23 protein-coding genes are annotated in these 22,283 nt (G+C 72.5%); 11 read left to right on the forward strand and 12 right to left on the reverse strand.

Going from position 1 to position 22,283, the window contains the following annotated elements; all coding sequences use genetic code 11:
• The first annotated feature begins 95 nt into the window (after window positions 1–95).
• The 4 genes from ABD946_RS09710 to ABD946_RS09725 all read left to right on the forward strand — a co-directional run bounded on the left by ABD946_RS09710 (window position 96) and on the right by ABD946_RS09725 (window position 5,139).
• Entirely contained in the window at window positions 96–1,496 is a 1,401-nt protein-coding gene (locus ABD946_RS09710; protein WP_345281994.1) for a cystathionine beta-synthase, read from the forward strand.
• 431 nt (window positions 1,497–1,927) lie between these two features.
• Window positions 1,928–2,254 carry a hypothetical protein gene (locus tag ABD946_RS09715; protein WP_345281996.1) on the forward strand — a complete coding sequence of 109 codons (327 nt, stop codon included), beginning with the start codon at window positions 1,928–1,930 and terminating at the stop codon, window positions 2,252–2,254.
• A gap of 220 nt (window positions 2,255–2,474) precedes the next feature.
• Window positions 2,475–3,656 (forward strand): L,D-transpeptidase, encoded by a 1,182-nt coding sequence (locus ABD946_RS09720; protein WP_380149458.1) that lies wholly within the window; start codon window positions 2,475–2,477, stop codon window positions 3,654–3,656.
• Between the two features lie 100 nt (window positions 3,657–3,756).
• Window positions 3,757–5,139 (forward strand): hypothetical protein, encoded by a 1,383-nt coding sequence (locus tag ABD946_RS09725; RefSeq protein ID WP_345282000.1) that lies wholly within the window; start codon window positions 3,757–3,759, stop codon window positions 5,137–5,139.
• A 76-nt stretch (window positions 5,140–5,215) separates the two neighbouring features.
• On the opposite strand, the gene msrA is transcribed toward ABD946_RS09725, so the two are convergent.
• Together msrA and ABD946_RS09735 are read right to left on the reverse strand one after the other, a co-directional pair.
• Window positions 5,216–5,875: a peptide-methionine (S)-S-oxide reductase MsrA gene (gene msrA, locus ABD946_RS09730; protein ID WP_345282002.1), complete on the reverse strand. Its 660-nt coding sequence runs from the start codon at window positions 5,873–5,875 to the stop codon at window positions 5,216–5,218.
• 108 nt (window positions 5,876–5,983) lie between these two features.
• A complete protein-coding gene (locus ABD946_RS09735; protein ID WP_345282004.1) occupies window positions 5,984–7,036 on the reverse strand; it encodes a DUF4034 domain-containing protein in 1,053 nt (350 codons plus the stop codon).
• A gap of 221 nt (window positions 7,037–7,257) precedes the next feature.
• Between ABD946_RS09735 and ABD946_RS09740 the strand changes: the two genes are divergently transcribed.
• From ABD946_RS09740 to ABD946_RS09755, 4 genes are all read left to right on the forward strand, one after another.
• Window positions 7,258–8,412, forward strand: coding sequence for a cystathionine gamma-synthase (locus tag ABD946_RS09740; RefSeq protein WP_345282006.1), 1,155 nt, complete (start codon window positions 7,258–7,260; stop codon window positions 8,410–8,412).
• A gap of 81 nt (window positions 8,413–8,493) precedes the next feature.
• On the forward strand, window positions 8,494–9,708 hold the full coding sequence (gene ilvA, locus ABD946_RS09745) for a threonine ammonia-lyase (protein WP_345282008.1): 1,215 nt from the start codon (window positions 8,494–8,496) through the stop codon (window positions 9,706–9,708).
• Window positions 9,709–9,857: 149 nt separating this feature from the next.
• On the forward strand, window positions 9,858–10,871 hold the full coding sequence (locus tag ABD946_RS09750; protein ID WP_345282010.1) for an ATP-binding cassette domain-containing protein: 1,014 nt from the start codon (window positions 9,858–9,860) through the stop codon (window positions 10,869–10,871).
• 68 nt (window positions 10,872–10,939) lie between these two features.
• Entirely contained in the window at window positions 10,940–11,731 is a 792-nt protein-coding gene (locus tag ABD946_RS09755; RefSeq protein WP_345282208.1) for an ABC transporter permease, read from the forward strand.
• A gap of 67 nt (window positions 11,732–11,798) precedes the next feature.
• On the opposite strand, the gene greA is transcribed toward ABD946_RS09755, so the two are convergent.
• Entirely contained in the window at window positions 11,799–12,299 is a 501-nt protein-coding gene (gene greA, locus ABD946_RS09760; protein WP_345282012.1) for a transcription elongation factor GreA, read from the reverse strand.
• Between the two features lie 150 nt (window positions 12,300–12,449).
• Window positions 12,450–12,869 carry a DUF4307 domain-containing protein gene (locus tag ABD946_RS09765; protein WP_345282014.1) on the reverse strand — a complete coding sequence of 140 codons (420 nt, stop codon included), beginning with the start codon at window positions 12,867–12,869 and terminating at the stop codon, window positions 12,450–12,452.
• A gap of 150 nt (window positions 12,870–13,019) precedes the next feature.
• On the opposite strand from ABD946_RS09765, the gene mca reads away from it, so the two are divergent.
• Both mca and ABD946_RS09775 read left to right on the forward strand, forming a co-directional pair.
• Window positions 13,020–13,910: a mycothiol conjugate amidase Mca gene (mca, locus tag ABD946_RS09770; RefSeq protein ID WP_345282016.1), complete on the forward strand. Its 891-nt coding sequence runs from the start codon at window positions 13,020–13,022 to the stop codon at window positions 13,908–13,910.
• A 61-nt stretch (window positions 13,911–13,971) separates the two neighbouring features.
• Complete coding sequence (locus ABD946_RS09775; RefSeq protein WP_345282018.1) at window positions 13,972–14,190, forward strand: hypothetical protein; 219 nt, start codon at window positions 13,972–13,974, stop codon at window positions 14,188–14,190.
• Between the two features lie 7 nt (window positions 14,191–14,197).
• On the opposite strand, the gene ABD946_RS09780 is transcribed toward ABD946_RS09775, so the two are convergent.
• Window positions 14,198–15,238, reverse strand: a complete 1,041-nt coding sequence (locus tag ABD946_RS09780) for an FAD-dependent oxidoreductase (RefSeq protein WP_345282019.1) — start codon at window positions 15,236–15,238, stop codon at window positions 14,198–14,200.
• 98 nt (window positions 15,239–15,336) lie between these two features.
• On the opposite strand from ABD946_RS09780, the gene ABD946_RS09785 reads away from it, so the two are divergent.
• Complete coding sequence (locus ABD946_RS09785; RefSeq protein ID WP_345282020.1) at window positions 15,337–15,918, forward strand: TetR/AcrR family transcriptional regulator; 582 nt, start codon at window positions 15,337–15,339, stop codon at window positions 15,916–15,918.
• A gap of 28 nt (window positions 15,919–15,946) precedes the next feature.
• Here the strand turns inward: ABD946_RS09785 and ABD946_RS09790 are convergent, their stop codons facing one another.
• From ABD946_RS09790 to ABD946_RS09820, 7 genes are all read right to left on the reverse strand, one after another.
• The gene (locus ABD946_RS09790) at window positions 15,947–17,257 is read right to left on the reverse strand and encodes an MFS transporter (RefSeq protein ID WP_345282021.1); all 1,311 of its coding nucleotides are present in this window, start codon (window positions 17,255–17,257) and stop codon (window positions 15,947–15,949) included.
• A 144-nt stretch (window positions 17,258–17,401) separates the two neighbouring features.
• Window positions 17,402–18,358 (reverse strand): NADP-dependent oxidoreductase, encoded by a 957-nt coding sequence (locus ABD946_RS09795; protein ID WP_345282022.1) that lies wholly within the window; start codon window positions 18,356–18,358, stop codon window positions 17,402–17,404.
• 48 nt (window positions 18,359–18,406) lie between these two features.
• Window positions 18,407–19,102 (reverse strand): HAD family hydrolase, encoded by a 696-nt coding sequence (locus ABD946_RS09800; RefSeq protein WP_345282023.1) that lies wholly within the window; start codon window positions 19,100–19,102, stop codon window positions 18,407–18,409.
• Window positions 19,069–19,305, reverse strand: a complete 237-nt coding sequence (locus tag ABD946_RS09805; RefSeq protein WP_345282025.1) for an acyl carrier protein — start codon at window positions 19,303–19,305, stop codon at window positions 19,069–19,071. The genes ABD946_RS09800 and ABD946_RS09805 overlap by 34 nt, the downstream gene beginning before the upstream one ends.
• Before the next feature lie 70 nt (window positions 19,306–19,375).
• On the reverse strand, window positions 19,376–20,377 hold the full coding sequence (locus ABD946_RS09810; protein ID WP_345282027.1) for a beta-ketoacyl-ACP synthase III: 1,002 nt from the start codon (window positions 20,375–20,377) through the stop codon (window positions 19,376–19,378).
• Between the two features lie 9 nt (window positions 20,378–20,386).
• The gene (locus tag ABD946_RS09815) at window positions 20,387–21,100 is read right to left on the reverse strand and encodes an AAA family ATPase (protein WP_345282029.1); all 714 of its coding nucleotides are present in this window, start codon (window positions 21,098–21,100) and stop codon (window positions 20,387–20,389) included.
• 61 nt (window positions 21,101–21,161) lie between these two features.
• Window positions 21,162–22,169 carry an AvrD family protein gene (locus tag ABD946_RS09820; RefSeq protein WP_345282031.1) on the reverse strand — a complete coding sequence of 336 codons (1,008 nt, stop codon included), beginning with the start codon at window positions 22,167–22,169 and terminating at the stop codon, window positions 21,162–21,164.
• Window positions 22,170–22,283: the final 114 nt, after the last annotated feature.

A 22,283-nucleotide genomic window follows, 5' to 3' on the forward strand; every position in this document is an offset into this window, starting at 1 on the left:
CCCTTTCGTCCCGCAAGTGCCCGTCCACCCCTTGAGACGCCCTAGGCTTTGAGGTACTCACAGACGTCGCATTGCCCCAGACCGGGAGGACCCCCGTGCGGTACCACAATTCGATCATCGACCTGGTCGGCGGCACGCCGCTGGTGAAGCTCAACAAGGTCACCGACGGGATCAGCGCCACGGTGCTGGCGAAGGTCGAGTACTTCAACCCCGGCGGCTCGGTCAAGGACCGGATCGCGATGCGCATGATCGAGGCCGCCGAGGCCTCGGGCGCCCTCAAGCCGGGCGGCACCATCGTCGAGCCCACCTCCGGCAACACCGGGGTCGGCCTGGCGATCGTGGCCCAGCAGAAGGGCTACAAGTGCATCTTCGTCTGCCCCGACAAGGTCTCCACCGACAAGATCAACACCCTTCGGGCGTACGGTGCCGAGGTGGTGGTCTGCCCGACCGCCGTCGCGCCCGAGCACCCGGACTCCTACTACAACGTCTCCGACCGCCTGGTCCGCGAGACCCCGAACGCCTGGAAGCCGGACCAGTACTCCAACCCGGACAACCCGGCCTCGCACTACCACTCGACCGGCCCCGAGCTCTGGGAGCAGACCGAGGGGAAGATCACCCACTTCGTCGCCGGCGTCGGCACCGGCGGCACCATCTCCGGCACCGGCCGCTACCTCAAGGACGCCTCGAAGGGCGCCGTCAAGGTGATCGGCGCCGACCCGGAGGGCTCGGTCTACTCCGGCGGCACCGGCCGCCCGTACCTGGTCGAGGGCGTCGGCGAGGACTTCTGGCCGACCGCCTACGACCGCGAGGTGGCGGACGAGATCGTCGCCGTCTCCGACAAGGACTCGTTCCAGATGACCCGCCGCCTGGCCAAGGAGGAGGGCCTGCTGGTCGGCGGCTCCTGCGGGATGGCCGTGGTGGCCGCCCTGGAGGTCGCCAAGCGGCTCGGCCCGGACGACGTGGTCGTGGTGCTGCTGCCGGACGGCGGCCGCGGCTACCTGTCGAAGATCTTCAACGACGACTGGATGGCCGACTACGGCTTCCTGCCCTCGGAGACCGACGAGGCGCACATCGTCGAGGTGCTGGCCCGCAAGGACGCGCTGGAGCACGAGGGCGTCCCGCAGTTCGTCCACATGCACCCCAACGAGACGGTGGCCGAGGCGATCCGGGTGCTGCGCGACTTCGGCGTCTCGCAGATGCCGGTGGTCTCGCCGGGCGCGGGGCACCCCGACATCATGGCCGGCGAGGTGATCGGCTCGGTGGTGGAGCGGGAGCTGCTGGAGGGGCTGTTCACCCAGAAGGTCGCGCTCACCGACACCCTGGACAGCGTGATGTCCAAGCCGCTGCCGGTGGTCGGCTCGGGCGAGACCGTCACCAGCCTGATGACCGTGCTGGAGAAGGCCGACGCCGCCGTGGTGCTGGTCGAGGGCAAGCCGCAGGGCATCGTGACCAGCCAGGACCTGCTGGCCTTCCTGGCCAACCGGGCCGGTCACTGACCCGCCGTCAGCCGCCGTGCCGGGGACGGCGGCTGACGGAACGCTCCCGGCACGAAGTGGTACACCGGCGTCACCTGCGCGCATCACGCGGTTAACACGGGTCGTGCACTGTAGTGGTCAACGGCGAGACGCCGAAGCAGGTGACAGCGGAAGCGGGAGCGGCTCCCCGCACCGGGGTCACCACGGACACGTCGGTCGGCCCTGACCCGGCCCACCGTGTCCTGCCCGTGGGGGTTGCCGTCGTCCCGCCCCTGTGCCGGCCCAGGCCGGCCCAGGGTGTGGTGGCCCCCGCGGCACCTACCGCGCCGCGAGGCGCGCTCCGCGGTTCCCGGGTGGGGGAACCAGGGCGGAGACGGCGAGGCCGGCCCCCTTCCGAGGGGGCCGGCCTCACCCGTTTCCCCGGCGGCGGGTGCTCGCCTAGGCTCGCCCCCATGACCAGCACTGACCTGCCCGAGCAGGACGCCCCCCGTTACGTACGGCTCAGCATCGAGATCGTCGCCGAGATCACCGACGAGCAGGCCCTGAAGGCCGCCGCCCTGGCCCAGGTGGAGGCCGACGAGTACCTGGACGACGAGGAGCGCGGCCAGTCGGTGGAGGCCATCGAGCTGGACCCGTCCGGCTCGCTCGCGCACTTCATCGACCCGGTGGCGCTGCTCGGCGGCGTCCCCGGCACCGAGCTGACCTCGGCCACCTGGGAGTCGGCCCGGATCGACTACGACCCGGACGAGGAGACCTGGACCGAGTACGCGGACCAGTAGGCAGCACCGCGAATCCCCCGCCCGGAGCCCCGGGTGGGGGATTTGTCCGTTCTGGCGGCATCTTCAGTACTCTCGTACGATCTCAACCGTTTGGTGATGGAACCGCTTCCGCCCGGATCGCGTTGATTTGGTACGTAACGCCCGTAGGTGAAGAGCAGGGAGAACCGCCGTGACGCAGACCGAGAAGCCGCACTGGACCAGGCGCGGCGTACTGGCCGGGATGCTCGGTGCCCCCGTCTTCCTGCTGGCGGCCTGCAACGACGACAAGCCATCCGGCGGCAGTGGCGGCGGGGGCACCGGGGCGGGCGGCAGCGGCTCGCCGAGGACCTCGGTCGCGAAGATCACCGTCTCCCCGGCGGACGGCGTCACCGACGCCCCGTTCACCGAGCCGGTCAAGGTCACCGTCGTGGACGGGAGGCTCACCTCGGTGAAGCTCACCGCCGAGGACGGCAAGGAGATAGCCGGCCAGCTCGCCGCCGACGGCGCGAGCTGGACCTCCACCGCGCCGCTGTCCAGCGGCGCCAAGTACGCCGTGGCGGCCGTCGCCCAGGACAAGGACAAGCTGGAGGCGGACGCCAACGCGAAGTTCGCCACCGCCTCCCCGGCCAACACCTTCGTCGGCTACTTCACCCCCGAGAACGGGGCCGTCGTCGGGGTCGGCATGCCGGTCTCGATCAACTTCAACAAGGCGGTCACCAACCGCAAGGCCGTCCAGCAGGCGATCACGGTGACGGCCGAGCCGGGCGTCGAGGTCGTCGGGCACTGGTACTCCAGCACCCGGCTCGACTTCCGCCCCGAGCAGTACTGGGCCAAGGGCACCAAGGTCACTCTGAAGCTGCGGCTCAAGGACGTGGAGGGCGCCAAGGGCGTCTACGGCACCCAGTCCAAGGACGTGGCCTTCACCATCGGCCGCAGCCAGGTCAGCGTCGCGGACCTGGGCAAGGACACCCTCACGGTGACCACCGACGGCCAGGTGACCGCCACCTACCCGGTGATCGGCGGCTCCCCGGAGCACCGGACCTGGGCCGGGAAGATGGTCATCTCCGAGCAGTACACCCAGACCAAGATGGACTCGCAGACCGTCGGCCTGGGCGACGAGTACAACATCCCGGACGTCCCGCACGCCCAGCGGCTGACCACCTCCGGCACCTTCATCCACGGCAACTACTGGTCCCCCGCGTCACAGTTCGGCAACGCCAACACCAGCCACGGCTGCATCGCCCTGCGGGACGTCAAGGGCGCCGGTGATCCCGGGACGAACGGTGCCAAGTTCTACGCGAGTTCGATGGCCGGGGACGTGGTCGAGGTGATCAACTCGGGTGACAGGACCGTGAGTCCGTCGAACGGCCTGAACGGCTGGAACATGGACTGGTCCGCGTGGAAGGCCGGCAGCGCGGTCTGACCCGGTCGTGGGCTCGTCATAAGAACCGGATAAGTTACCGGGTGCGTCCTGCTTCGGCCACAAGTGCCGAAAACAGGGTGACCCGGCGGGTGAAAGCTGCTTGCCTGGGGTCGTCACCAAGAGTCGAGCACTGCAGCCCGGTGAGCAGTCCGGGTGCCTTTCACGGGGGAGAAGTCCCATCAACACCACCCTGCGCCGGACGGCCCGCGTCGCCGCCACCGCCACCGCCTGTTCCGTCGTGCTGGCCGGCGGCCTGGTCGCCTGCGGCACCGTCAAGCAGCTGTCCGCCGCCGACAAGGTCTCGGACGCCTTCGGCAAGGTCTACGAGGGCAAGAGCTTCAAGGCCGAGCTCGGCTTCGACGCCACGCCCGAGCAGATCCTCGCCTTCGACAAGGCCGTCTCCAAGGACAAGAGCGAGCAGCTCGACCAGAAGACGGCCGAGCTGATGTCCGGCATCAAGCTCTCGGTCGCGATCGCCGCCGACAAGCCGCTGAAGGACGTGGCGGGCCTCAAGGAGGGCCAGGCCGCCGACCTCAACTCCATCCCGGACGACCTCGGGTTCGACGCCGCCTACGCCCTCACCGGCAAGGACGGCGCCGCGCTGGCCGACATCCGCTACATCGACGGCACCCTCTACGCGAAGGCCGACGTCGACGGCATCGCCAAGATCGCCGGCGAGGACACCAAGGAGCTGAAGGAGGGCGCCGCCCTCTTCCCGAAGGTCTTCCAGGACGCCATCGGCGGCAAGTGGGTCTCGATCGACACCAAGACCCTCAAGGGCCTGGCGGAGGAGGCCGGCAAGGCGGCGGGCAGCAAGGGCAGCCCCTCGGCCGCCCCGTCGGTGGACCCGAAGGTCGCCTCCGGCCTGGTCAACACCGTCAAGGACGTCATCTCCCGCAACGTCACCTTCGAGGACAAGGGCAAGCACGAGGGCGCCGACCACATCTACGTGGCCGCCCCCGCCAAGGCCTTCGCGGACGACCTGCTGAAGAGCATCAAGCCGCTGGCGAAGGACCTGCCGGGCTTCGACGAGCTGCCCGCCACCGTCCCGTCCGACTTCCCGGACAAGAAGGTCGGCGTCGACGTCTTCATCAAGGACGGCGCCCTCTCGGCGGTCTCCTTCGACCTGGCCCAGTTCGAGAAGGACGCCCCGGCCGACCTCCACATGCCGATCAAGGTGACCTTCGCCAAGGACGCCGAGGCCCCCAAGGCCCCGACCGGCGCCACCGCGATCACCAAGAAGGACCTCGAGGACACCATGGGCGCCGTCATGGGCGCCGCGATGGCCGGCAAGGGCGGCGCCCCCGTCCCGGGCGGCGCCGACATCCCGGGCGTCAAGCCCGGTGCCGGTGCGGTCACGCTGACCGACGCGCAGATCAAGGAGCTCGTCGCGCTCGGCGCGCCCGAGGCCGAGATCAAGGTGCTGGCCCAGGCCGGCATGACCTTCGAGCAGCTCAAGGCGCTGGCCGCGGCCGGCGGCTGACGATAGACCGGAACGCACCCGGGCCCCGTCGCTCCCCCGGAAGGGGGGAGCGACGGGGCCCGTTCCGTGCCGGTCGTCAGGCCTTGGCCACGCCGATCGGGCAGCTGGCGCCGGTGCCGCCGAGGCCGCAGTAGCCGTTCGGGTTCTTGGCGTCCGAGAGGTACTGCTGGTGGTACTCCTCGGCCGGGTAGAACGGGCCGGCCGGGGCGATCTCGGTGGTGATCGGCCCGAGGCCGATCGCGGTCAGCGCGGGCTGGAAGGCGTCCTTGGCGCCCAGGGCGGCGGCCAGCTGGGCGGGGGAGTGGGTGTAGGCGGCGGAGCGGTACTGGGTGCCCCGGTCGTTCCCCTGGCGGAAGCCCTGGGTCGGGTCGTGGGACTCGAAGAAGGTCTTCAGCAGGGTCTCGTAGGAGATCACGGCGGGGTCGTAGACCACGCGGACCACCTCGGTGTGCGCGGTCAGGCCGCTGCACACCTCCTCGTACGTCGGGTTCGGCGTGTGGCCGCCCTGGTAGCCGACCAGGGTGGTGAAGACGCCGGGCAGGCGCCAGAAGGTGCGCTCCGCGCCCCAGAAGCAGCCGAGCGCGAAGTCGGCGACCTCCAGGCCGTCCGGGTAGGGGCCGGTGAGCGGGGTACCGAGGACGGTGTGCGGGCCGGCCGGGACGAACCGGGGCTCGGCGCGGCCGGGCAGGGCCTCCTCGGGGGTGACGAGCTCGCTCTTGGAACGGTTGAACAGCACGGCCTGCTCCCGGGGTTCGACATCGGGGGGTGACCCTGACAACGCAGGGGGCCCGCCCGGAAATTCCGGACGGGCCGGGCCCGGACGGCCCCTCCCGCTGACGCGGCGTCAGCCGCGGGCGAGCGCGGCCACCGTGCGGGCCCGCAGGTCGGTGAACTCGTCCGGCCCGTTCGAGGAGCGCAGGAAGGTCCGCGGGATGACCGGGCCGAGGGCCTGGAGCTGGGCCAGCGCCTCGGCGTGGCGGCCCTGGCCGGCCAGGAAGCGCACGGCCGTGCCGCGGGCGGCGGCCAGCTGCGGGTGGTCGGGGCGGGCGGCGGCCAGGTCGGCCAGCAGGGCGTCCACGGCGGCCCGCAGCTCGGCGGTGCCGAGGCCGGCCGCGGCGTCGCCGTACTGCTCGGTGTAGGCGTCCAGCTTGTGGACGGTGAGCAGGCTGCCGACCGGGTTGGCGGCGATCGTGGCGTCGACGAAGGCGTGCATCAGCTCGTGGCTGCCGTGCCACTTGCGGGTCCAGTACTCCTTGCCCTGCCAGATGCCGTCCCAGTGCCGCGGGGCGCGCGAGGAGACCTCGGCCCACAGCGCGCGGAACTCCTCGGCGGACCAGTTCTGGCCGCGGGCCAGCGCCAGCTGGGCCAGGTACGGGGTCGGGTCGCCGGCGGGGGCCAGGCGGGCCGCCGCGGCGCCGGCCTCGCGGGCCTCGGCCAGCTTGGCCTGGAAGCCCTTGCGCATCTCGTCGGTGACGGTGTCGGAGTACCCGGAGCCGCGGATCGCCCAGGCGGCGTGCACCAGGGCGGCGGTGCGGATCGAGGCGGCGTCCGAGGACTCCGGCCGCTCCTGCCGCCAGGCCTCCAGCCACTCGTGGCGGCGGCCGGCCAGGTCGACCAGCAGGTCGATCCGGTCGTAGCGCTCGTCCCAGTCCGTCCCGGCCTCCTCGACGTACTCGGCGGCCGGGCGCCAGTCGCCGCGCTCGGCGGACTCCAGGGCCGCCCGGCCCCGGTCGTCCAGGGTGGTGTGGCCGAGCACCAGGCCGCGGTCGGGGACCAGGCCGAAGCGCTGGGCGGCGGCGTCGGTCAGCGGGGCCGGCGGGCGGGCGGCCCGGCGGGCGCGCAGGGACTTGAACAGGCTGAAGAGCAGCGCGATGACCGCGATGGTCAGGAACAGCACGGGGCACTCCGGTGGTTCACGGGCAGCTGACGGTGGGTCGGACGGCGGGTGCGGGGGCGTGCGCGAGGGCGCTCGGCCGGCCGGTCCGGGATGCTCCGTTCGGGTCGGACACGTGTACGGGGCGTGCAGATCGTAGCCGCACCACGCGCGGAAGTTGACGGACGGTCCGACCGGGGGGCGTATCGACCGCCTTGGTCCCGTTTGCGGACTAGGCTCGGACCATGACCGAGCACCCTCTTCCCCAGGGCTTCGAGACCCTCGCCATCCACGCGGGCCAGGAAGCAGACCCCCAGACCGGGGCCGTCGTCACGCCGATCTACCAGGTGTCCACCTACAAGCAGGACGGAGTGGGCGGGCTGCGCGGCGGCTACGAGTACAGCCGCTCCGCCAACCCGACCCGCACCGCGCTGGAGGAGTGCCTCGCCGCGATCGAGGGCGGCGCCCGCGGCCTGGCCTTCGCCTCCGGCCTGGCGGCCGAGGACACCCTGCTGCGCACCGTGCTGAAGCCGGGCGACCACATCGTCATCCCGAACGACGCCTACGGCGGCACCTTCCGCCTGTTCGCCAAGGTGCTGAGCCGCTGGGGCGTGGAGTTCTCGGTGGCCGACACCCAGAGCCTCGACGCCGTGCGCGCGGCGATCCGCCCGGGCACCAAGGCGGTCTGGGTGGAGACCCCGTCCAACCCGCTGCTCGGCATCTCCGACATCGCGGGCCTGGCCGAGGTGGCGCACGCCGCGGGCGCGCTGCTGGTGGTGGACAACACCTTCGCCAGCTCCTACCTGCAGCAGCCGATCTCCTTCGGCGCCGACGTGGTGGTGCACTCGACCACCAAGTACATGGGCGGCCACTCGGACGTGGTCGGCGGCGCGCTGGTCGCGGCCGACGCGGGCCTGGCCGAGGAGCTGGCGTACCACCAGAACGCGATGGGCGCGGTCTCCGGCCCGTTCGACGCCTGGCTGGTGCTGCGCGGCATCAAGACCCTGGGCGTCCGGATGGACCGCCACAGCTCCAACGCCGAGAAGGTGGCCGAGCTGCTGACCTCGCACCCGAAGGTCAGCCAGGTCTACTACCCGGGCCTGCCGGAGCACCAGGGCCACGACATCGCGGCCAAGCAGATGAAGGCCTTCGGCGGCATGGTGTCGTTCCGCGTCGCGGGCGGCCAGCAGGCGGCGGTCGAGGTCTGCAACCGGGCGAAGCTGTTCACCCTGGGCGAGTCGCTGGGCGGCGTGGAGTCGCTGATCGAGCACCCGGGCCTGATGACCCACGCCTCGGTCGCGGGCTCCGCGCTGGAGGTCCCGGCCGACCTGGTCCGGGTCTCGGTCGGCATCGAGGCGATCGACGACCTGCTGGCCGACCTGACGCAGGCGCTCGGCTGATCCCGCTCCACCCGGGGGCGCGCGCCTTGTGGCGCGCGCCCCTTCGTCAATTCCCGTACGTCACACGGCACCTGAGGAACCATGCAGAACTGGCCGGTCACCCTGGACGACGTCCGCGGTGCGCACAAGATGCTCGCCGGGGTCGCCCGGGTCACCCCGATGGAGAGCAGCCGGTACCTCTCCGGGCTGATCGGCTCCCCGGTGCACCTCAAGTGCGAGAACCTCCAGCGCACCGGCTCCTTCAAGCTGCGCGGCGCGTACGTGCGGATCGCCGGGCTGACGCCGGTGCAGCGGGCCGGCGGCGTGGTGGCCGCCAGCGCGGGCAACCACGCGCAGGGCGTGGCGCTGGCCGCCTCGCTGCTCGGGGTCCGGGCCACCGTCTTCATGCCGCGCGCGGCCCCGCTGCCCAAGGTGGCCGCCACCCGTGACTACGGCGCCGAGGTGAAGCTGCACGGCGCGACCGTGGACGAGGCGCTGCGGGCCGCCCAGCAGTACGCGGAGACCACCGGTGCCACCTTCATCCACCCCTTCGACCACTGGGACGTGGTCACCGGCCAGGCCACCGTCGGCCTGGAGATCCTGGAGCAGTGCCCGGAGGTGCGCACCATCCTGGTCGGGGTGGGCGGCGGCGGGCTGCTGGCGGGCATCGCGGCGGCGGTGAAGCCGCTGCGGCCGGACGTCCGGGTGATCGGGGTGCAGGCGGCCGGCGCGGCCGCCTACCCGCCCTCGCTGGCGGCCGGGCGGCCGGTGTCGCTGGAGCGCTTCGCCACCATGGCCGACGGCATCATGGTCGGCCGCCCGGGCGACATCCCCTTCGAGGTGGTCAACGCCCTGGCCGACGGCGTCCGCACGGTCTCCGAGGAGAGCCTGTCGCGGGCCCTGCTGGTCGGCCTGGAGCGGCTCAAGATGGTGGTCGAGCCGGCCGGGGCCAGCCCGGTGGCGGCCCTGCTGGAGCACCCGGAGGACTTCCGGGGCGGCCCGGTGGTGGCGGTGCTCTCCGGGGGCAACATCGACCCCCAGCTGATGCAGCGGGTGCTGCGGCACGGCCTGGCCGCCGCAGGGCGCTACCTGTCGCTGCGGGTCCGGCTGACCGACAAGCCGGGGGCGCTGGCCGACCTGCTGGCCGTGCTCACCCGGGTGGACGCCAACGTGCTGGACGTGGCGCACGTGCGGATCGACCCGCGGCTGGGACTGACCGAGGTCGAGGTGGACCTCCACCTGGAGACCAAGGGGCCGGAGCACTGCGCCCTGGTGGTGGGCGAACTCCGGGACGCGGACTACGTGGTGAGCAGCTGACCGGCGCCGCCGATCCCGAAAACCGGAGGCGGTTGTCACAGGTAGCTGAGAGGGTGTCAGGGCCTTTCCTGCGGCATGAATCCCCGGGCACCCGGGTACCGCCATGGGATAAAAAGGACAAATCCCCCAGAAGGAGATGAGGCAGGCTCATGGCGCCAGCCATCCAAGCCGAGAACCTGGTCAAGACCTTCGGTGACGTGCGCGCCCTCGACGGCGTCAGCCTGGACGTCCCCGAAGGCACGGTGCTCGGGCTGCTCGGCCCCAACGGCGCCGGCAAGACCACCACCGTCCGCGTCCTCACCACGCTGCTCCGCCCCGACTCCGGCCACGCCGTGGTCGCCGGGGTGGACGTGCTCAAGCACCCCAACAAGGTGCGCAGCCTGATCGGCCTCTCCGGCCAGTACGCCGCCGTCGACGAGTACCTGACGGGGCGCGAGAACCTGGAGATGGTCGGCGAGCTCTACCAGATGACCAACCGCGACTCCAAGGCCCGGGCCAAGGAGCTGCTGGAGTGGTTCAACCTCACCGAGGCCGCCGACCGCACCGCCAAGACCTACTCCGGCGGCATGCGCCGCCGCCTGGACCTGGCCGCCGCCCTGGTGGTCCGCCCGCCGGTGATGTTCCTGGACGAGCCGACCACCGGCCTCGACCCGCGGAACCGGCTGGCGCTCTGGGAGGTCATCGAGACCCTGGTCGAGCAGGGCACCACCCTGCTGCTCACCACCCAGTACCTGGAGGAGGCCGACCGCCTCGCCCACGACATCGCGGTGGTCGACCACGGCAAGGTGATCGCCCGCGGCACCGCCGACCAGCTCAAGGCCCAGATCGGCGGCGAGCGGATCGAGGTCGTGGTGCACCGCGCCGACGACGTGACCGAGGCGCAGGCCGCGCTCGCCCCGTACGCCAAGGGCGACCCGGCGCTGGAGAAGAACACCCGCAAGATCACCGTCCCGGTCAGCGGCGGCGCCCGGGTGCTGGCCGACGTGATCCGCGAGCTGGACGCCCGCTCGATCGAGATCGACGACATCGGCCTGCGCCGCCCGACCCTGGACGACGTCTTCCTCTCCCTCACCGGCCGGGCCACGGTCGAGGAGGACGAGGACGAGTCGGGCGAGGGGCAGAAGCCGGCCAAGGGCCGCAAGAGCCACGGGAAGGACGCCTGATGACCACGGCCAACCCGCAACAAGCCATCGGCTCCGCCGTCACCCACCCCAAGCACGGCCTCGCCGCGATGCTGCACGACTCCTGGGTGGTCGCCAAGCGGAACCTGCGCCGGATGACCCGCATCCCGGAGATCGTGGTCTTCGGCCTGATGCAGCCGGTGATGTTCGTCCTGCTCTTCACCTACGTGATGGGCGGAGCGATCCAGATCCCCGGTGCCACCGCGAGCACCGACACCTACACCCAGTTCCTGATGGCGGGCATCTTCGCCCAGACCGTCACCTTCGCGGTGGCCGGCGCCTCGGCCGGCATCGCGGAGGACATGACCAAGGGCCTGGTGGACCGTTTCCGCTCGCTGCCGATGGCCCGCTCCGCGGTGCTGGTCGGCCGCACCCTGGCCGACCTGGTGCAGACCGCCTTCACCCTGCTGGTGCTGGCGGTCGTGGCGGCCATCGTCGGCTGGCGCTTCCACGAGGGCTTCCTCAAGGCGCTCGGCGCGTTCGCGCTGCTGCTCCTGCTGGGCTACGCCTTCTCCTGGATCGGCGCGCTGATCGGCCTCTCGGTGCGCAGCCCCGAGGCGGCCACCTCGGCCGGTCTGATCTGGCTGTTCCCGCTGACCTTCGTCTCCAACGCCTTCGTGCCGATCAGCTCGATGCCGGGCTGGCTCCAGCCGATCGCGTACTGGAACCCGTTCAGCGCCACCGTGCAGGCCTGCCGCGACCTGTTCGGCAACCAGCTCGGCCCGGTGCAGGGCGGCTGGCCGATGGAGAACGCCGTGCTGGTCTCGGTGCTCTGGTCGCTGGTGATCCTGGGCCTGTTCGGCTGGCTCTCGGTGCGCAAGTACCGCTCGGCCGTGGGCTAGTCCGCGACGCGAGAGCGGCCGCCCCCTCCAGGAGGGGGCGGCCGCTCTGCCGCGTGCTGAGGGTGCGTCAGCCGGTGTGGGCCTCGACCGCGATGATCTTGACCATGGCGCGCTTGCCGTTGGGCAGCTCGTAGTGCGCCTCGTCGCCGATCTTCTTGCCGTCGATCGCCAGGCCCAGCGGGGACTGCGGCGAGTAGACGTCGATGTCGGTGGTGCCCGCCATCTCGCGGGAGCCGATCAGGAACTTCATGGTGTCGTCCTCGTCGCCGTCGAAGGCGACGGTGACCACGGTGCCGGGGGCCACGGCGTCCGCGCCGGCCGGAGCCTCGCCGACCTTGGCCCGCTCCAGCAGCTGGGTGAGCTGACGGATGCGCAGCTCGCCCTTGCCCTGGTCGTCCCGGGCGGCGTGGTAGCCGGCGTTCTCCTTGAGGTCACCCTCCTCGCGCGCGGCCTCGATCTTCTGGACGATCTCGGAACGCCAGGTGGTGGTCATGTACTCCAGCTCAGCCTTGAGCTTGTCGTAGCCGGCCTGAGTGAGCCAGGTCACGTTCTCGCTGGTCTGGGTCACGGGTGCTCCTCGTAGGTGCAGGGTCGCGCTGAGGGTTGGGTCAGCAGCCGAACGGTGTCGTACTACAAAGCAACGCCCGGCTTCCGGGCAGGCGGCGCGGAAGGGGCGAAACCACGAGCCTAACAAGTTCCGCCGACGAAGGGGAGGGCGTTACTTCGCCGGAGTGCAGCCCAGCAGTTGTGCGCTGGTGGCCCTGGCGGTGGTGCGCAGGGTGACCACCTCGTCGTACGTCCCCCCGGCGGCGGGCACCTGGAAGTCGTGCAGCCCGACCACGCCGCCGTCCTCGGCCTGGGCCCGGATGGTGCAGACCCCCGCCTTCCCGTCGCTCTTGTGCACGGAGAGCTGCACCTGCACGGCGCTGTCGGAGACCACCTGGAACCCGGGCACCAGGCCGTTCATCTCGGAGCCCTTGCTGACGTACGACCAGCCCAGCCAGCCCACCAGGGCCAGCCCCAGCGCGCCGCAGACCACCCCGAGGGTCCGGAGCCTGCGATCGGCCTCCCGGTCGGAGGTGCGGCCGTAGCGGCCCTGCGGCACGGCGGCGGCGGTGGTCGTACGTCCGGAGTCCATGGCGGCTCAGTCCTTTCGCTGAGGGGCCGCCGGTCTGCGGGGGGAATGGACGGGCCCTTCGGTCAGTCACTATAGGAGTGGTACGTCCGCGCCGGAGGCGGCGGGGGGAGCGGCCCGATGAACCGGATGAATCCCGGAAGGAACCAGGCGTTGACTGAGCAGTTGCGACTGATGGCGGTGCACGCGCACCCGGACGACGAGTCCAGCAAGGGTGCCGCGACCATGGCGATGTACGTGTCGCAGGGGGTGGACGTCCTGGTCGCCACCTGCACCGGGGGCGAGCGCGGCTCGATCCTCAACCCCAAGCTCCAGGGCGACCCGTGGATCGAGGAGAACATCCACGAGGTGCGCAGCAAGGAGATGGACGCGGCCCGGGAGATCCTCGGCGTCAAGCAGGCCTGGCTCGGCTTCGTCGACTCCGGCCTCCCGGAGGGCGACCCGCTGCCGCCGCTGCCGGAGGGCTGCTTCGGCCTCCAGGACGTGGCCGAGGCGGCCGCGCCGCTGGTGAAGCTGATCCGCGAGTTCCGCCCGCACGTGATCACCACGTACGACGAGAACGGCGGCTACCCGCACCCGGACCACATCATGACCCACAAGATCACCATGGCGGCCTGGGGCGCGGCCGGTGACCCGGAGACCTACCCCGGCCTCGGTGAGCCGTGGCAGCCCTCGAAGCTGTACTACAACGGCTTCACCATGGGCCGGATCCGGGCCATGCACGCGTACCTGACCGAGCACGGCATCGAGTCGCCGTACGGCGAGTGGATCGCGGGCTGGGAGAAGAGCGGCCGCCAGGACCGGGAGATCACCACCCGGGTGCGCTGCGACGACTGGTTCGAGACCCGGGACCGCGCGCTGATCGCGCACGCCACCCAGATCGACCCGGACGGCCCGTGGTTCCGGGTGCCGCTGGAGGTCCAGAAGGCCGTCTGGCCGACCGAGGACTACGAGCTGGCCCGCTCCCTGGTCGACACCGACCTGCCGGAGGACGACCTGTTCGCCGGCCTGCGCACCCCGGCCGGCACCGCCGCCTCGGCCTGACGGCGCGACACATTCCACCCCGGTGGCCCGGTCCGTGTAGGGCCGGGCCACCATTGGAGACATGAGCACCCCGATGCACCTCACCGACCTCGCCACCGCGGCCATCGCCTTCGACAAGGCCAAGGTCACCCCCGGCCTGCTCGGCTTCGTGGTCTTCGCCGCCCTCGGCGTGGCCACCTGGTTCCTGGTCAAGTCCATGAACAAGCAGTTCGGTCGGGTGAACTTCGTCGAGGAGCCCGAGCAGCCCGCTGCCGTGCCCGCCAAGCCGGCCACGGACTGACGACGGCTCAGCCCGGCAGCAGCCGGGCCAGCCCGTCCCGGAGCGCGGTGCGCTCGGTGGAGACGAAGCGGTGCAGGGTGCGGGAGGCGAAGGCGGTGCGCTGGGCGGTGCGCCGCCGTTCGCGGTCGTAGTCGCGCAGCGCCTGCGGCACGCCGGTGACCCCGTGCCGGGCCACCGCGCGGGCCAGTGCCTCGGCGTCCAGGACGGCGGTGCAGGCGCCCTGGCCCAGGTTGGGCGTCATGGCGTGCGCGGCGTCGCCGATCAGGGCGGTCCGGTCGCCGTGCACGAAGCTCGGCAGGGCCGGGTGCAGGTGCCGCATCTCGTAGCGGAGCCAGCCGGCCGGGTCGGTCCCGGTGAGGATGCGGGGGACCGGGTCGTGCCAGCCTTCGAAGAGCCCGGGCAGGTCGTCGGCGGTGGTGCCCTCGGGGACGGCCGCGTACCAGTTGGTGCGGCCGGGCTCGACCGGGGTGAGGCCGAAGAAGCGGCCGCGGCCCCAGGTCTCGCCGTGCAGCCCGCTCTCGAAGTCGGCGATGCCGATCCAGGCCACCGAGCCGATGTTCCGCGGCCCGCTCGCGGTGCCGAAGTCCCCGCGCACCACGCTGCGGATGCCGTCGGCTCCGACCACCAGGTCGTGCGCGGCCCGCAGCTCCGTAGTGTCGGTGACGGCCTCGCCCGCCTTGACCGGCACGTCCCCGAAGGCCTCCAGGCCGGCCAGCAGGGCATCGATCAAGTACGGGCGGGAGAGCAGCAGTTCGGGCTTGCCCGCCTTCTTCTCCACCCGGTCCAGCGGGAGCCGGGCCAGCACCCGCCCGCCCGGGGTGCGGATCTGCGCGGAGCGGTACGGCACCGCGCGGCGGCGCACCGCCTCGCCCACCCCGAGCCGGTCGAGCGCGTCCTGCGCGGCGGGGTGGAGCGCGAAGGCGGTGCCGTACCGCTCGATCCCGGCGCGGCGCTCCAGCACCGTCACCCGCCAGCCCGCCCGGCGCAGCCCGATCGCGGCCGCCAGCCCGCCGACTCCCGCTCCCACCACCACGGCCGTACCCGTCATCGCGCCCCCCGGCGTCGTATGGCTTCCGGTCTACCACACCTGTGGTACCACGCCTGGGGTAGTTTGGGCAACGCACCGAGGAACGAGGAGAACTGACGGTGAGTGAGAACCGCCGGGACCGGCTGGGCGACGCCGCGATCCGGGTCCTGGCCGAAGCGGGAGGCCGGGGGCTGACCCACCGGGCCGTGGACGCGGCCGCCGGGCTGCCGCTGGGCACCGCCAAGAACTACCACCCGAGCCGGGACGCCCTGCTCCGGGCCACGGCCGAGCGGATCGTCGAGCAGTACGAGCGCACCACCGCCGAGGTGATGGCCTCCGGCGCCCACCCCGTGGACCGTCGCGGCCTGGCCGCCCTGATGGCCGGACTGCTGCACGACGTGGCCGGCCCCGGCGCCCCCCGGATGCTCGCCTACCTGGAGCTCCAGATCGAGGCCGCCCGCCGCCCCTGGCTGGCCGACACCCTCGCCTCGGTCGTCGCCGCCGACTTCGCCGGCTTCGAACACGCCCAGCGCGCGGCCGGACTCCCCGTCACCCCCCGCCGCGCCGCCACCGTCACCCTCGCCCTGCACGCCGCCATCCCCCAGCTCCTCGGCGGCAACCCCCGCGCCCTGGCCAGCGCCGGCCTGGACGACCTGGACGCCTTCGTGAACGGCCTGCTGGACTCGGTGTACGGGCCCTGAACCGCCCCGGGACCGGTCGTCGCCGGGTTCAGTCGGCGGTGCCCGCGGTGCCCGCGGTGCCCACGGTGCCCGCGGTGCCCACGGTGCCCGCGGCGGTCCTGCGGCGCAGGACGACCGACTCCGCCGTCCAGACCGCCAGCGCGAGCAGCGCCGCGCCGCCGCCGGCCGCGCAGACGCCCCACCAGCCGTACCCGGCGTACAGCGCGCCGGAGACCGCGGAGCCGACCGCGCCGCCCAGGAAGTAGGTGGTCATGTAGGCCATGGTGATCCGGCTGCGGGCCTCCGGCCGGAGCCGGTAGAGCACGCCGAGGTTGGTCACCTGGGCGCCCTGGACGCCGAAGTCGAGCAGCAGCACGCCGAGCACCAGCGGGACCGCCGCGCGGCCGTGGTCGACGGCGAGCAGGGCCCAGCTCAGGCAGGAGGCGGCCAGCAGGACGGTGGTCGCGGTGCGGTCCCGGCCCCGGTCCACCAGGAAGCCGGTGGCCCGGGCGGCCACCGCGCCCGCGATGCCGAGCACGCCGAACGCGCCGATCAGCGCCTCGTCGAAGGAGTACGGGGGTGCGACCAGCAGGAAGGCGGCGGAGGCCCAGAAGGCGCTGAACGAGGCGAAGCAGAGGAAGCCGTACAGGCAGCGCAGCCGCAGCACCGGCTCCTGGCGCACCACCGTGGCCACGGAGCGGAGCAGGGCGGGGTAGCGCAGCTCCGCGGCCCGCGGCACGTCGGGCAGGGTGCGCCACAGCACCGCCGCGAGCAGCACCATCAGCACGGCCGCCACCGCGTAGACGGAGCGCCAGCCGCCCGCGTACTGGGCGACCGCGCCCGCGCCGGTACGGGCGAGCAGGACCCCGGCCAGCACCCCGCTCATCACCCGGCCGGTCACCCGGCCGCGCTGCTCCGGCTCCGCCAGGGTGGCCGCGAAGGAGACCAGCAGCGGGGCGACCACAGCGGTGACCGACAGCAGTCCCGAGAGCACCACCAGGACGGCCAGCGAGGGCGCCGCCGCCGAGGCGGCCTGGGCCAGCGCCACCACCGAGAGCAGCAGGACCACCAGGCGGCGGCGGTTGACGATGTCGCCGAGCGGGACCAGCAGGGCGAGGCCGGCCGCGTAGCCGACCGTGGAGACGGTGACGACCAGGGAGGCGGCGCCGCTGCCGGAGCGGAAGGTGGCGGCGATCGCGGTGAGCAGCGGCTGCGCGTAGTAGATGTTCGCGACCGCGAGGCCGGCGGCCACCGAGAACAGGGTGACCGTGCCGTCGGAGAGCCCGCCGCCCGGCAGCAGGGGCCGGCGTCCCGGCCGGGCGGCGGTGGGCACGGGGGAAGGGGCTCCGGAGGTGGTCACCAGTACGGCCTTTCGCAGGTCGACGGTGGGCGGCCGTCGCCGGCCGCCCACCCGGGGCAGCGGGCCGCAGGCCGGACGGGGGAGACCGGCCTGCGGCGGCATCGGTGCGCAACCAGGTTATCGGCGCGCGGAGTTGGCGGAGGGTCAGTTCCGCACGGAGAGCACGATCTTGCCGGTGGCCCGGTCGGTCTCGCCGAGCTCGTGCGCCTTGGCGGCGTCCGCCAGCGGGAAGACCCGCTCCAGGTGGACCCGCAGCCGGCCGGCCTCCACCAGCCCGGCCAGCGCCTCCAGCCCGGCCCCGTCGGGTTCGACCAGGAACGGCGTCACCCGCACGCCCAGGCTCAGGGCGCGGGTGGCCACCTCGGGGCTCACCTGGCCGATGGCCAGGATCAGCAGCCCGCCCGGGCGCAGCGTCCGCAGCAGGTCCAGGGTGTGCTCGCCGCCGAGCAGGTCGAGCACCACGTCCTGGTCCCGCACCTGCTCGGACACCCGGCCGGCGGTGTAGTCGACCGGGTGGTCGACGCCCACCGAGCGCAGGAAGTCGTGCTTGGGCGCGCTGGCCGTCCCGGTCACCTCCGCGCCCCGCACCCCGGCGATCTGCGCGGCCAGGTGCCCGACCCCGCCCGCCGCCGCGGTGATCAGCACCCGCTGGCCCTCCCGGAGCTCGGCCACCTCGGCCAGCGTCTGCCAGGCGGTGAGCCCGGCCATCGGCAGGGCCGCCGCCTCCTCGAAGCTCAGCGCGGCGGGCTTGCGGGCGAACTGCCGGGCGGGCGCGGTGACGTACTCGCCGTAGCCGCCGCCGGGGCGCGGGAACCAGACCAGCCCGAACACCTCGTCCTCCGGCTGGAAGCGGGTGACCCGGGGGCCGGACTCCACCACCCCCGCGACGTCCCAGCCCTGGACGAACGGCGGGGCGCCGAGCCCGCCGGGCGGGAAGACCCCGCTGCGGACCTTCCAGTCCACCGGGTTCACCCCGGCGGCGTGCACCCGCACCAGCACCTCGGTGGGCAGCGGTACGGGCCGGGGGGCCACGGCGGGGACGAGGACGTCCGCCGCCGCCCCGGCTCCGGTGGTCCGGATCACGTTCATCAGCTCTGTCATGGTGTGCCTTCTCGATCGGTGGTCGTGGTGCGGTGGGTTGACGGGGCCTCAGCCGTCGAGCACCGGCCAGCCGCGCGCCGCGGCCAGCCGGAGCAGGGCCGGCCGGTCGCCGACCGCGCACGGGTGCCCGACCGCGGCGAGCAGCGGGGCGTCGGACTCGTCGTCGCCGTACGCGTGGCACTCGGCCAGGTCCAGTCCGTGCACCGAGGCGAACCGGTGCACCGCCCGTGCCTTCTGATCGCCGATCATCGGCACGGGAACCTCGCCGCTGTACCGGCCGTCGCGGACCTCCGGCCGGGTGCAGATCACCGCGTCGGCGCCGATCCGGCGGGCGATCGGTGCCAGGCACGGCGGGAAGGAGCCGGAGACCGCGACGATCGCGGCCCCGGCCGCCCGGTGCTCCTCCAGCCGCTCCAGCACCCGGAGGTTGAACAGCCCGGGCAGGCTCTCCTCCTCCCGGAACCAGAGCTCGCCGCGCTGCGCCAGCTCCTCCGCCGGGCGGCCGGCGAAGACCCGGTAGAACGCGCGGTTGGTCCGTTCCCGGGGGGCGCCGGCCGCCTTCAGACTCCGGACCTCCGCCAGGAGCTCCTCGTACCGGGACGGCGGCGCCCCGCTCAGCCGGAGGTCGAACGCCAGGAAGCGGAAGAGGCTGGTGATCCGGATCAGCGTTCCGTCGACGTCCAGGAAGGCGGCGCGGCGGGCCACCGGGGTCAGGGCGTCCTCCCGTCCAGGAAGGCCGTCCACTCGTTGAGCGTCTGGGTGGCGGCGAGTTCGCCCTCGGCGAGCTCGATGCCGTACTCGCGCTCGACGAAGAGCGCGACCTCGATCAGGACCAGGGAGTCCAGACCGACGGTGTCCAGCGGCTCGTCGGGGACGATCTCCTCGACCGGCACCTCGGCCTTGCGGGCGATGAAGTCGACCAGGCGGTCGTAACTGACGGTGGGCACGGGCTTCTCCTTGCTGTTCGGCTGTTCGGCTGTTCTGCTGTTCTGTTCCGCTGTCCGAAGTGCCGTGCGGTCAGCCGGCGCTGACGTCCGGCCAGGTCAGGCAGGCCGCACCCCAGGTGGTGCCGGCGCCGAAGGCGGCGGTCAGCACCCGGTCGCCCGGCTTGAGCACGCCGGTCGCGGCCGCCTCGTGCAGGGCCAGCGGGATGGATCCGGCCGCGGTGTTGCCGTAGCGGTCGAGGTTGAGGAACGCCCGCTCCGGCGGCAGGCCGAGCTGCTCGGCCACCGAGTGCAGGATCCGGGCGTTGGCCTGGTGGCCGACCAGCAGGTCGACCGAGTCCAGCGGCCACCCGGCCCGGGCCAGCACGCTCCGGGCGGAGTCGGTCATCCGCACCACGGCGTGCTTGAAGACCTCGCGGCCCTGCATCAGCATGAAGTGGTCCCCGGGTGCGGCCGGCACGCCCGAGGAGCGCTGCCGGGAGCCGCCGGCCGGGACGATGATCAGCTCGGCGAGCCGGCCGTCGCTCCCCAGCTCCATGGCGGCCACCGCGCCCGGCTCGTCCGGGGCGCCCGCGCGGAGCACCACGGCCCCGGCGCCGTCGCCGAAGATGGGTGCCGTGTTGCGGTCTGTCGGGTCGATGATGGTGGTGAAGGCGTCCGCACCGATCACCAGCACCGTGTCGGCCGCTTCCTGGGCGATCAGGCCCAGGCCGCTGGAGAGCCCGTACAGGAAGCCGGTGCAGACCGCCGACACGTCGTACGCCGGCACCCCCGGCAGGTCCAGCCGGGCCGCCACCGCGGGTGCGGTGGCGGGCACTTGGTGGTCCGGTGTCGCGGTGGCCAGTACCACCGCGTCCACCCGGTCGGTGCCCGCCGAGCGCAGCGCGCGCAGGCCGGCCTCGACGGCCAGGTCACTGGTCGAGGTGCCGGGTTCGATCACCCGGCGCTCGGCGATCCCGGTCCGGCTCCGGATCCACTGGTCGGAGGTGTCCATCCGCTCCGCCAGCTGATGGTTGGTCACTGTCCGCGCGGGGACGGCCGATCCGATCCCCGCGACGATCCCCGTTCTCCGCATCGCCGGTGCTCAGCGGACGATGACGGAGGCGCGGTCGGACTCGATGGTCATGTCGACCGCCTGGTACTCGCGCTGTGCGAGCTCGATCGCCTCCTCGATGCCCATCTTCGGCTGCAGGCCGAAGACCTCGAGGATCCGCTCCAGGCGCTCGGGGATCGTGCCGCCCACGATGTGCGCCGGGATGCCGAGTTCGGCGGCCATCTCCAGCAGCCGCTCGTCGGCCATCGAGCGGAAGCGCTCGTTGACCGGACGGTGGCCGTCCTTGGCCAGCGCCAGCTCGTTCGGCAGGTGGACGAAGACGTCGTAGGTCTGCTGGACGTGCTGCTTGAAGTACACGCCGAGCTGCGCCATCACCTCGTCGAAGACCTTGATCTCCGGGGTGCGGTCGACGCTCTCCAGCTCGCCGAGGTGGAGCGAGGCGTTCGGGTTGATGCCGACGATCACCCGGACCGAGCCGTAGATCCACTCCTGCAGCGAGGTGCCGTCGGAGATGAAGGCGTCGCCGAAGCGGCTCTCGAAGACCGCGCGCTCCGAGTGCCGGCGCACGATCAGCTGCACCAACTCGGCGGCGGTGCACTGCTCCAGGGTCTTGCCGGGGACGGCCTCGGGCAGCAGCTCGCGCATGGTGCGGGCGCGGGTCCGCGGGATGCCGGTGAGGTGGGACAGGGCGTACGAGGTGAAGGTCTTGCCGGACGAGTAGGTGCCGGAGATCGCGATGCGCATGAGGTCCTCCTGGTGATCCGGTCGTGGAAAGGGTGTCGACTGCCGTACGGGGCAGGGTCGTTCAGGGGAGGCGGTGGGTCACGGAGCAGCGGGTGGTGACCCCGCCGAGCACGCCGACCACGTCCGCGGTCCGCCAGACGCCGTCGGGGCGCTCCAGCAGTTGGGCGTTCTCCAGCCGGGTGACGGCCGCCGCGCCGTCGCTGCACACCTGGGGCACCGGCGCCGCGACGATCTCGGTGCCGCGCATCCACAGCGTGTTGCTGGCGCCGCGCTCGGTGCCGTCCAGCTCGTAGAGCAGGACCTGTCCGAGCTGCAGGCTCACCACGAAGCTGTCGACCATGCCCAGGAAGGGCTGGTAGCGGCCCTCGATGCCCTGGTCGGCGACCAGCCCGGCGCGGGCGATGTGCACCCCGGCCTCGGCCCGCAGCCGCTCCGGCTCGACGAGGACCCGGCGCAGCGCGTGCGCCTGCCGGGCGAAGCCGGTGCCGTAGTAGCGCTCCTCGGCCGGGCCGAGCAGGCTGTCCGGGCCGGCGTAGCGGGCCCGGCCGACGGAGCGCCCGAGCGGGCGGCCGACGGCGGCGTGGTCGATCTCGCAGCGCACCCGCATGCCGCCGAGGCGGGTCTCCAGGACCGAGGACTGGCCGTTCAGCGCCGCCGGGTCCGTGACGCTGGTCAGCAGACGGGTCGTCACCTGGAGCCGCCCGAGCTCCTCGTCCGGGGTGGTGCCGGCCTTGATCCGCACGGACCGGACCAGCATCCGGCGGCGGTCGGCGGCCGACAGCCCGAAGGAGTGGGTGAGCGTCAGTTCGCTCAGCTGCACCGCGGTGATCAGACCGTCCACGGTGCTCAGGTGCGGCCGGAGGTCGGCGCTGCGGCCCTTGCGGGACCAGTCGGCGGGATAGGCCACGCCGAGCAGGGTGTGCAGCATCACGCTGCCGTCGGCCAGGGACCGGACCGAGACGGGTTGGTAGTCGTATTCGACGCGGCGGAATCCGGCGCCGAAGAATCTCTTCTCGGCCGGTCCGAGGTAGTCGTCCACCGAATCGAGGTGAACTGCGGTTCCAGGCATGTTTTTCCCCCATGAAAATGCCGGTGCGCATGGCGGGCCACCGGAGCGGAAATCCGGCCGGCGACCGCTGATTCGAAAGCTAACACGAGAAAAGTTCTGCGAGGCACATAGGTG

It is taken from the genome of Kitasatospora albolonga, from assembly GCF_039535905.1.
Classification (GTDB): Bacteria; Actinomycetota; Actinomycetes; order Streptomycetales; family Streptomycetaceae; genus Kitasatospora; species Kitasatospora albolonga.

Excerpts from the sequence above, each read along its gene's own strand:
- ABD946_RS09750 (WP_345282010.1), top strand. The coding sequence starts at position 9,858 with ATGGCGCCAGCCATCCAAGCCGAGAACCTGGTCAAGACCTTCGGTGAC.
- ABD946_RS09765 (WP_345282014.1), bottom strand. The coding sequence starts at position 12,869 with ATGGACTCCGGACGTACGACCACCGCCGCCGCCGTGCCGCAGGGCCGC.
- ABD946_RS09780 (WP_345282019.1), bottom strand. The coding sequence starts at position 15,238 with ATGACGGGTACGGCCGTGGTGGTGGGAGCGGGAGTCGGCGGGCTGGCG.
- ABD946_RS09815 (WP_345282029.1), bottom strand. The coding sequence starts at position 21,100 with ATGCGCATCGCGATCTCCGGCACCTACTCGTCCGGCAAGACCTTCACC.
- ABD946_RS09775 (WP_345282018.1), top strand. The coding sequence starts at position 13,972 with ATGAGCACCCCGATGCACCTCACCGACCTCGCCACCGCGGCCATCGCC.
- ABD946_RS09720 (WP_380149458.1), top strand. The coding sequence starts at position 2,475 with ATGCTCGGTGCCCCCGTCTTCCTGCTGGCGGCCTGCAACGACGACAAG.
- ABD946_RS09755 (WP_345282208.1), top strand. The coding sequence starts at position 10,940 with ATGCTGCACGACTCCTGGGTGGTCGCCAAGCGGAACCTGCGCCGGATG.
- ABD946_RS09715 (WP_345281996.1), top strand. The coding sequence starts at position 1,928 with ATGACCAGCACTGACCTGCCCGAGCAGGACGCCCCCCGTTACGTACGG.
- ABD946_RS09795 (WP_345282022.1), bottom strand. The coding sequence starts at position 18,358 with ATGACAGAGCTGATGAACGTGATCCGGACCACCGGAGCCGGGGCGGCG.
- ilvA (WP_345282008.1), top strand. The coding sequence starts at position 8,494 with ATGCAGAACTGGCCGGTCACCCTGGACGACGTCCGCGGTGCGCACAAG.
- ABD946_RS09740 (WP_345282006.1), top strand. The coding sequence starts at position 7,258 with ATGACCGAGCACCCTCTTCCCCAGGGCTTCGAGACCCTCGCCATCCAC.
- ABD946_RS09810 (WP_345282027.1), bottom strand. The coding sequence starts at position 20,377 with ATGCGGAGAACGGGGATCGTCGCGGGGATCGGATCGGCCGTCCCCGCG.
- ABD946_RS09820 (WP_345282031.1), bottom strand. The coding sequence starts at position 22,169 with ATGCCTGGAACCGCAGTTCACCTCGATTCGGTGGACGACTACCTCGGA.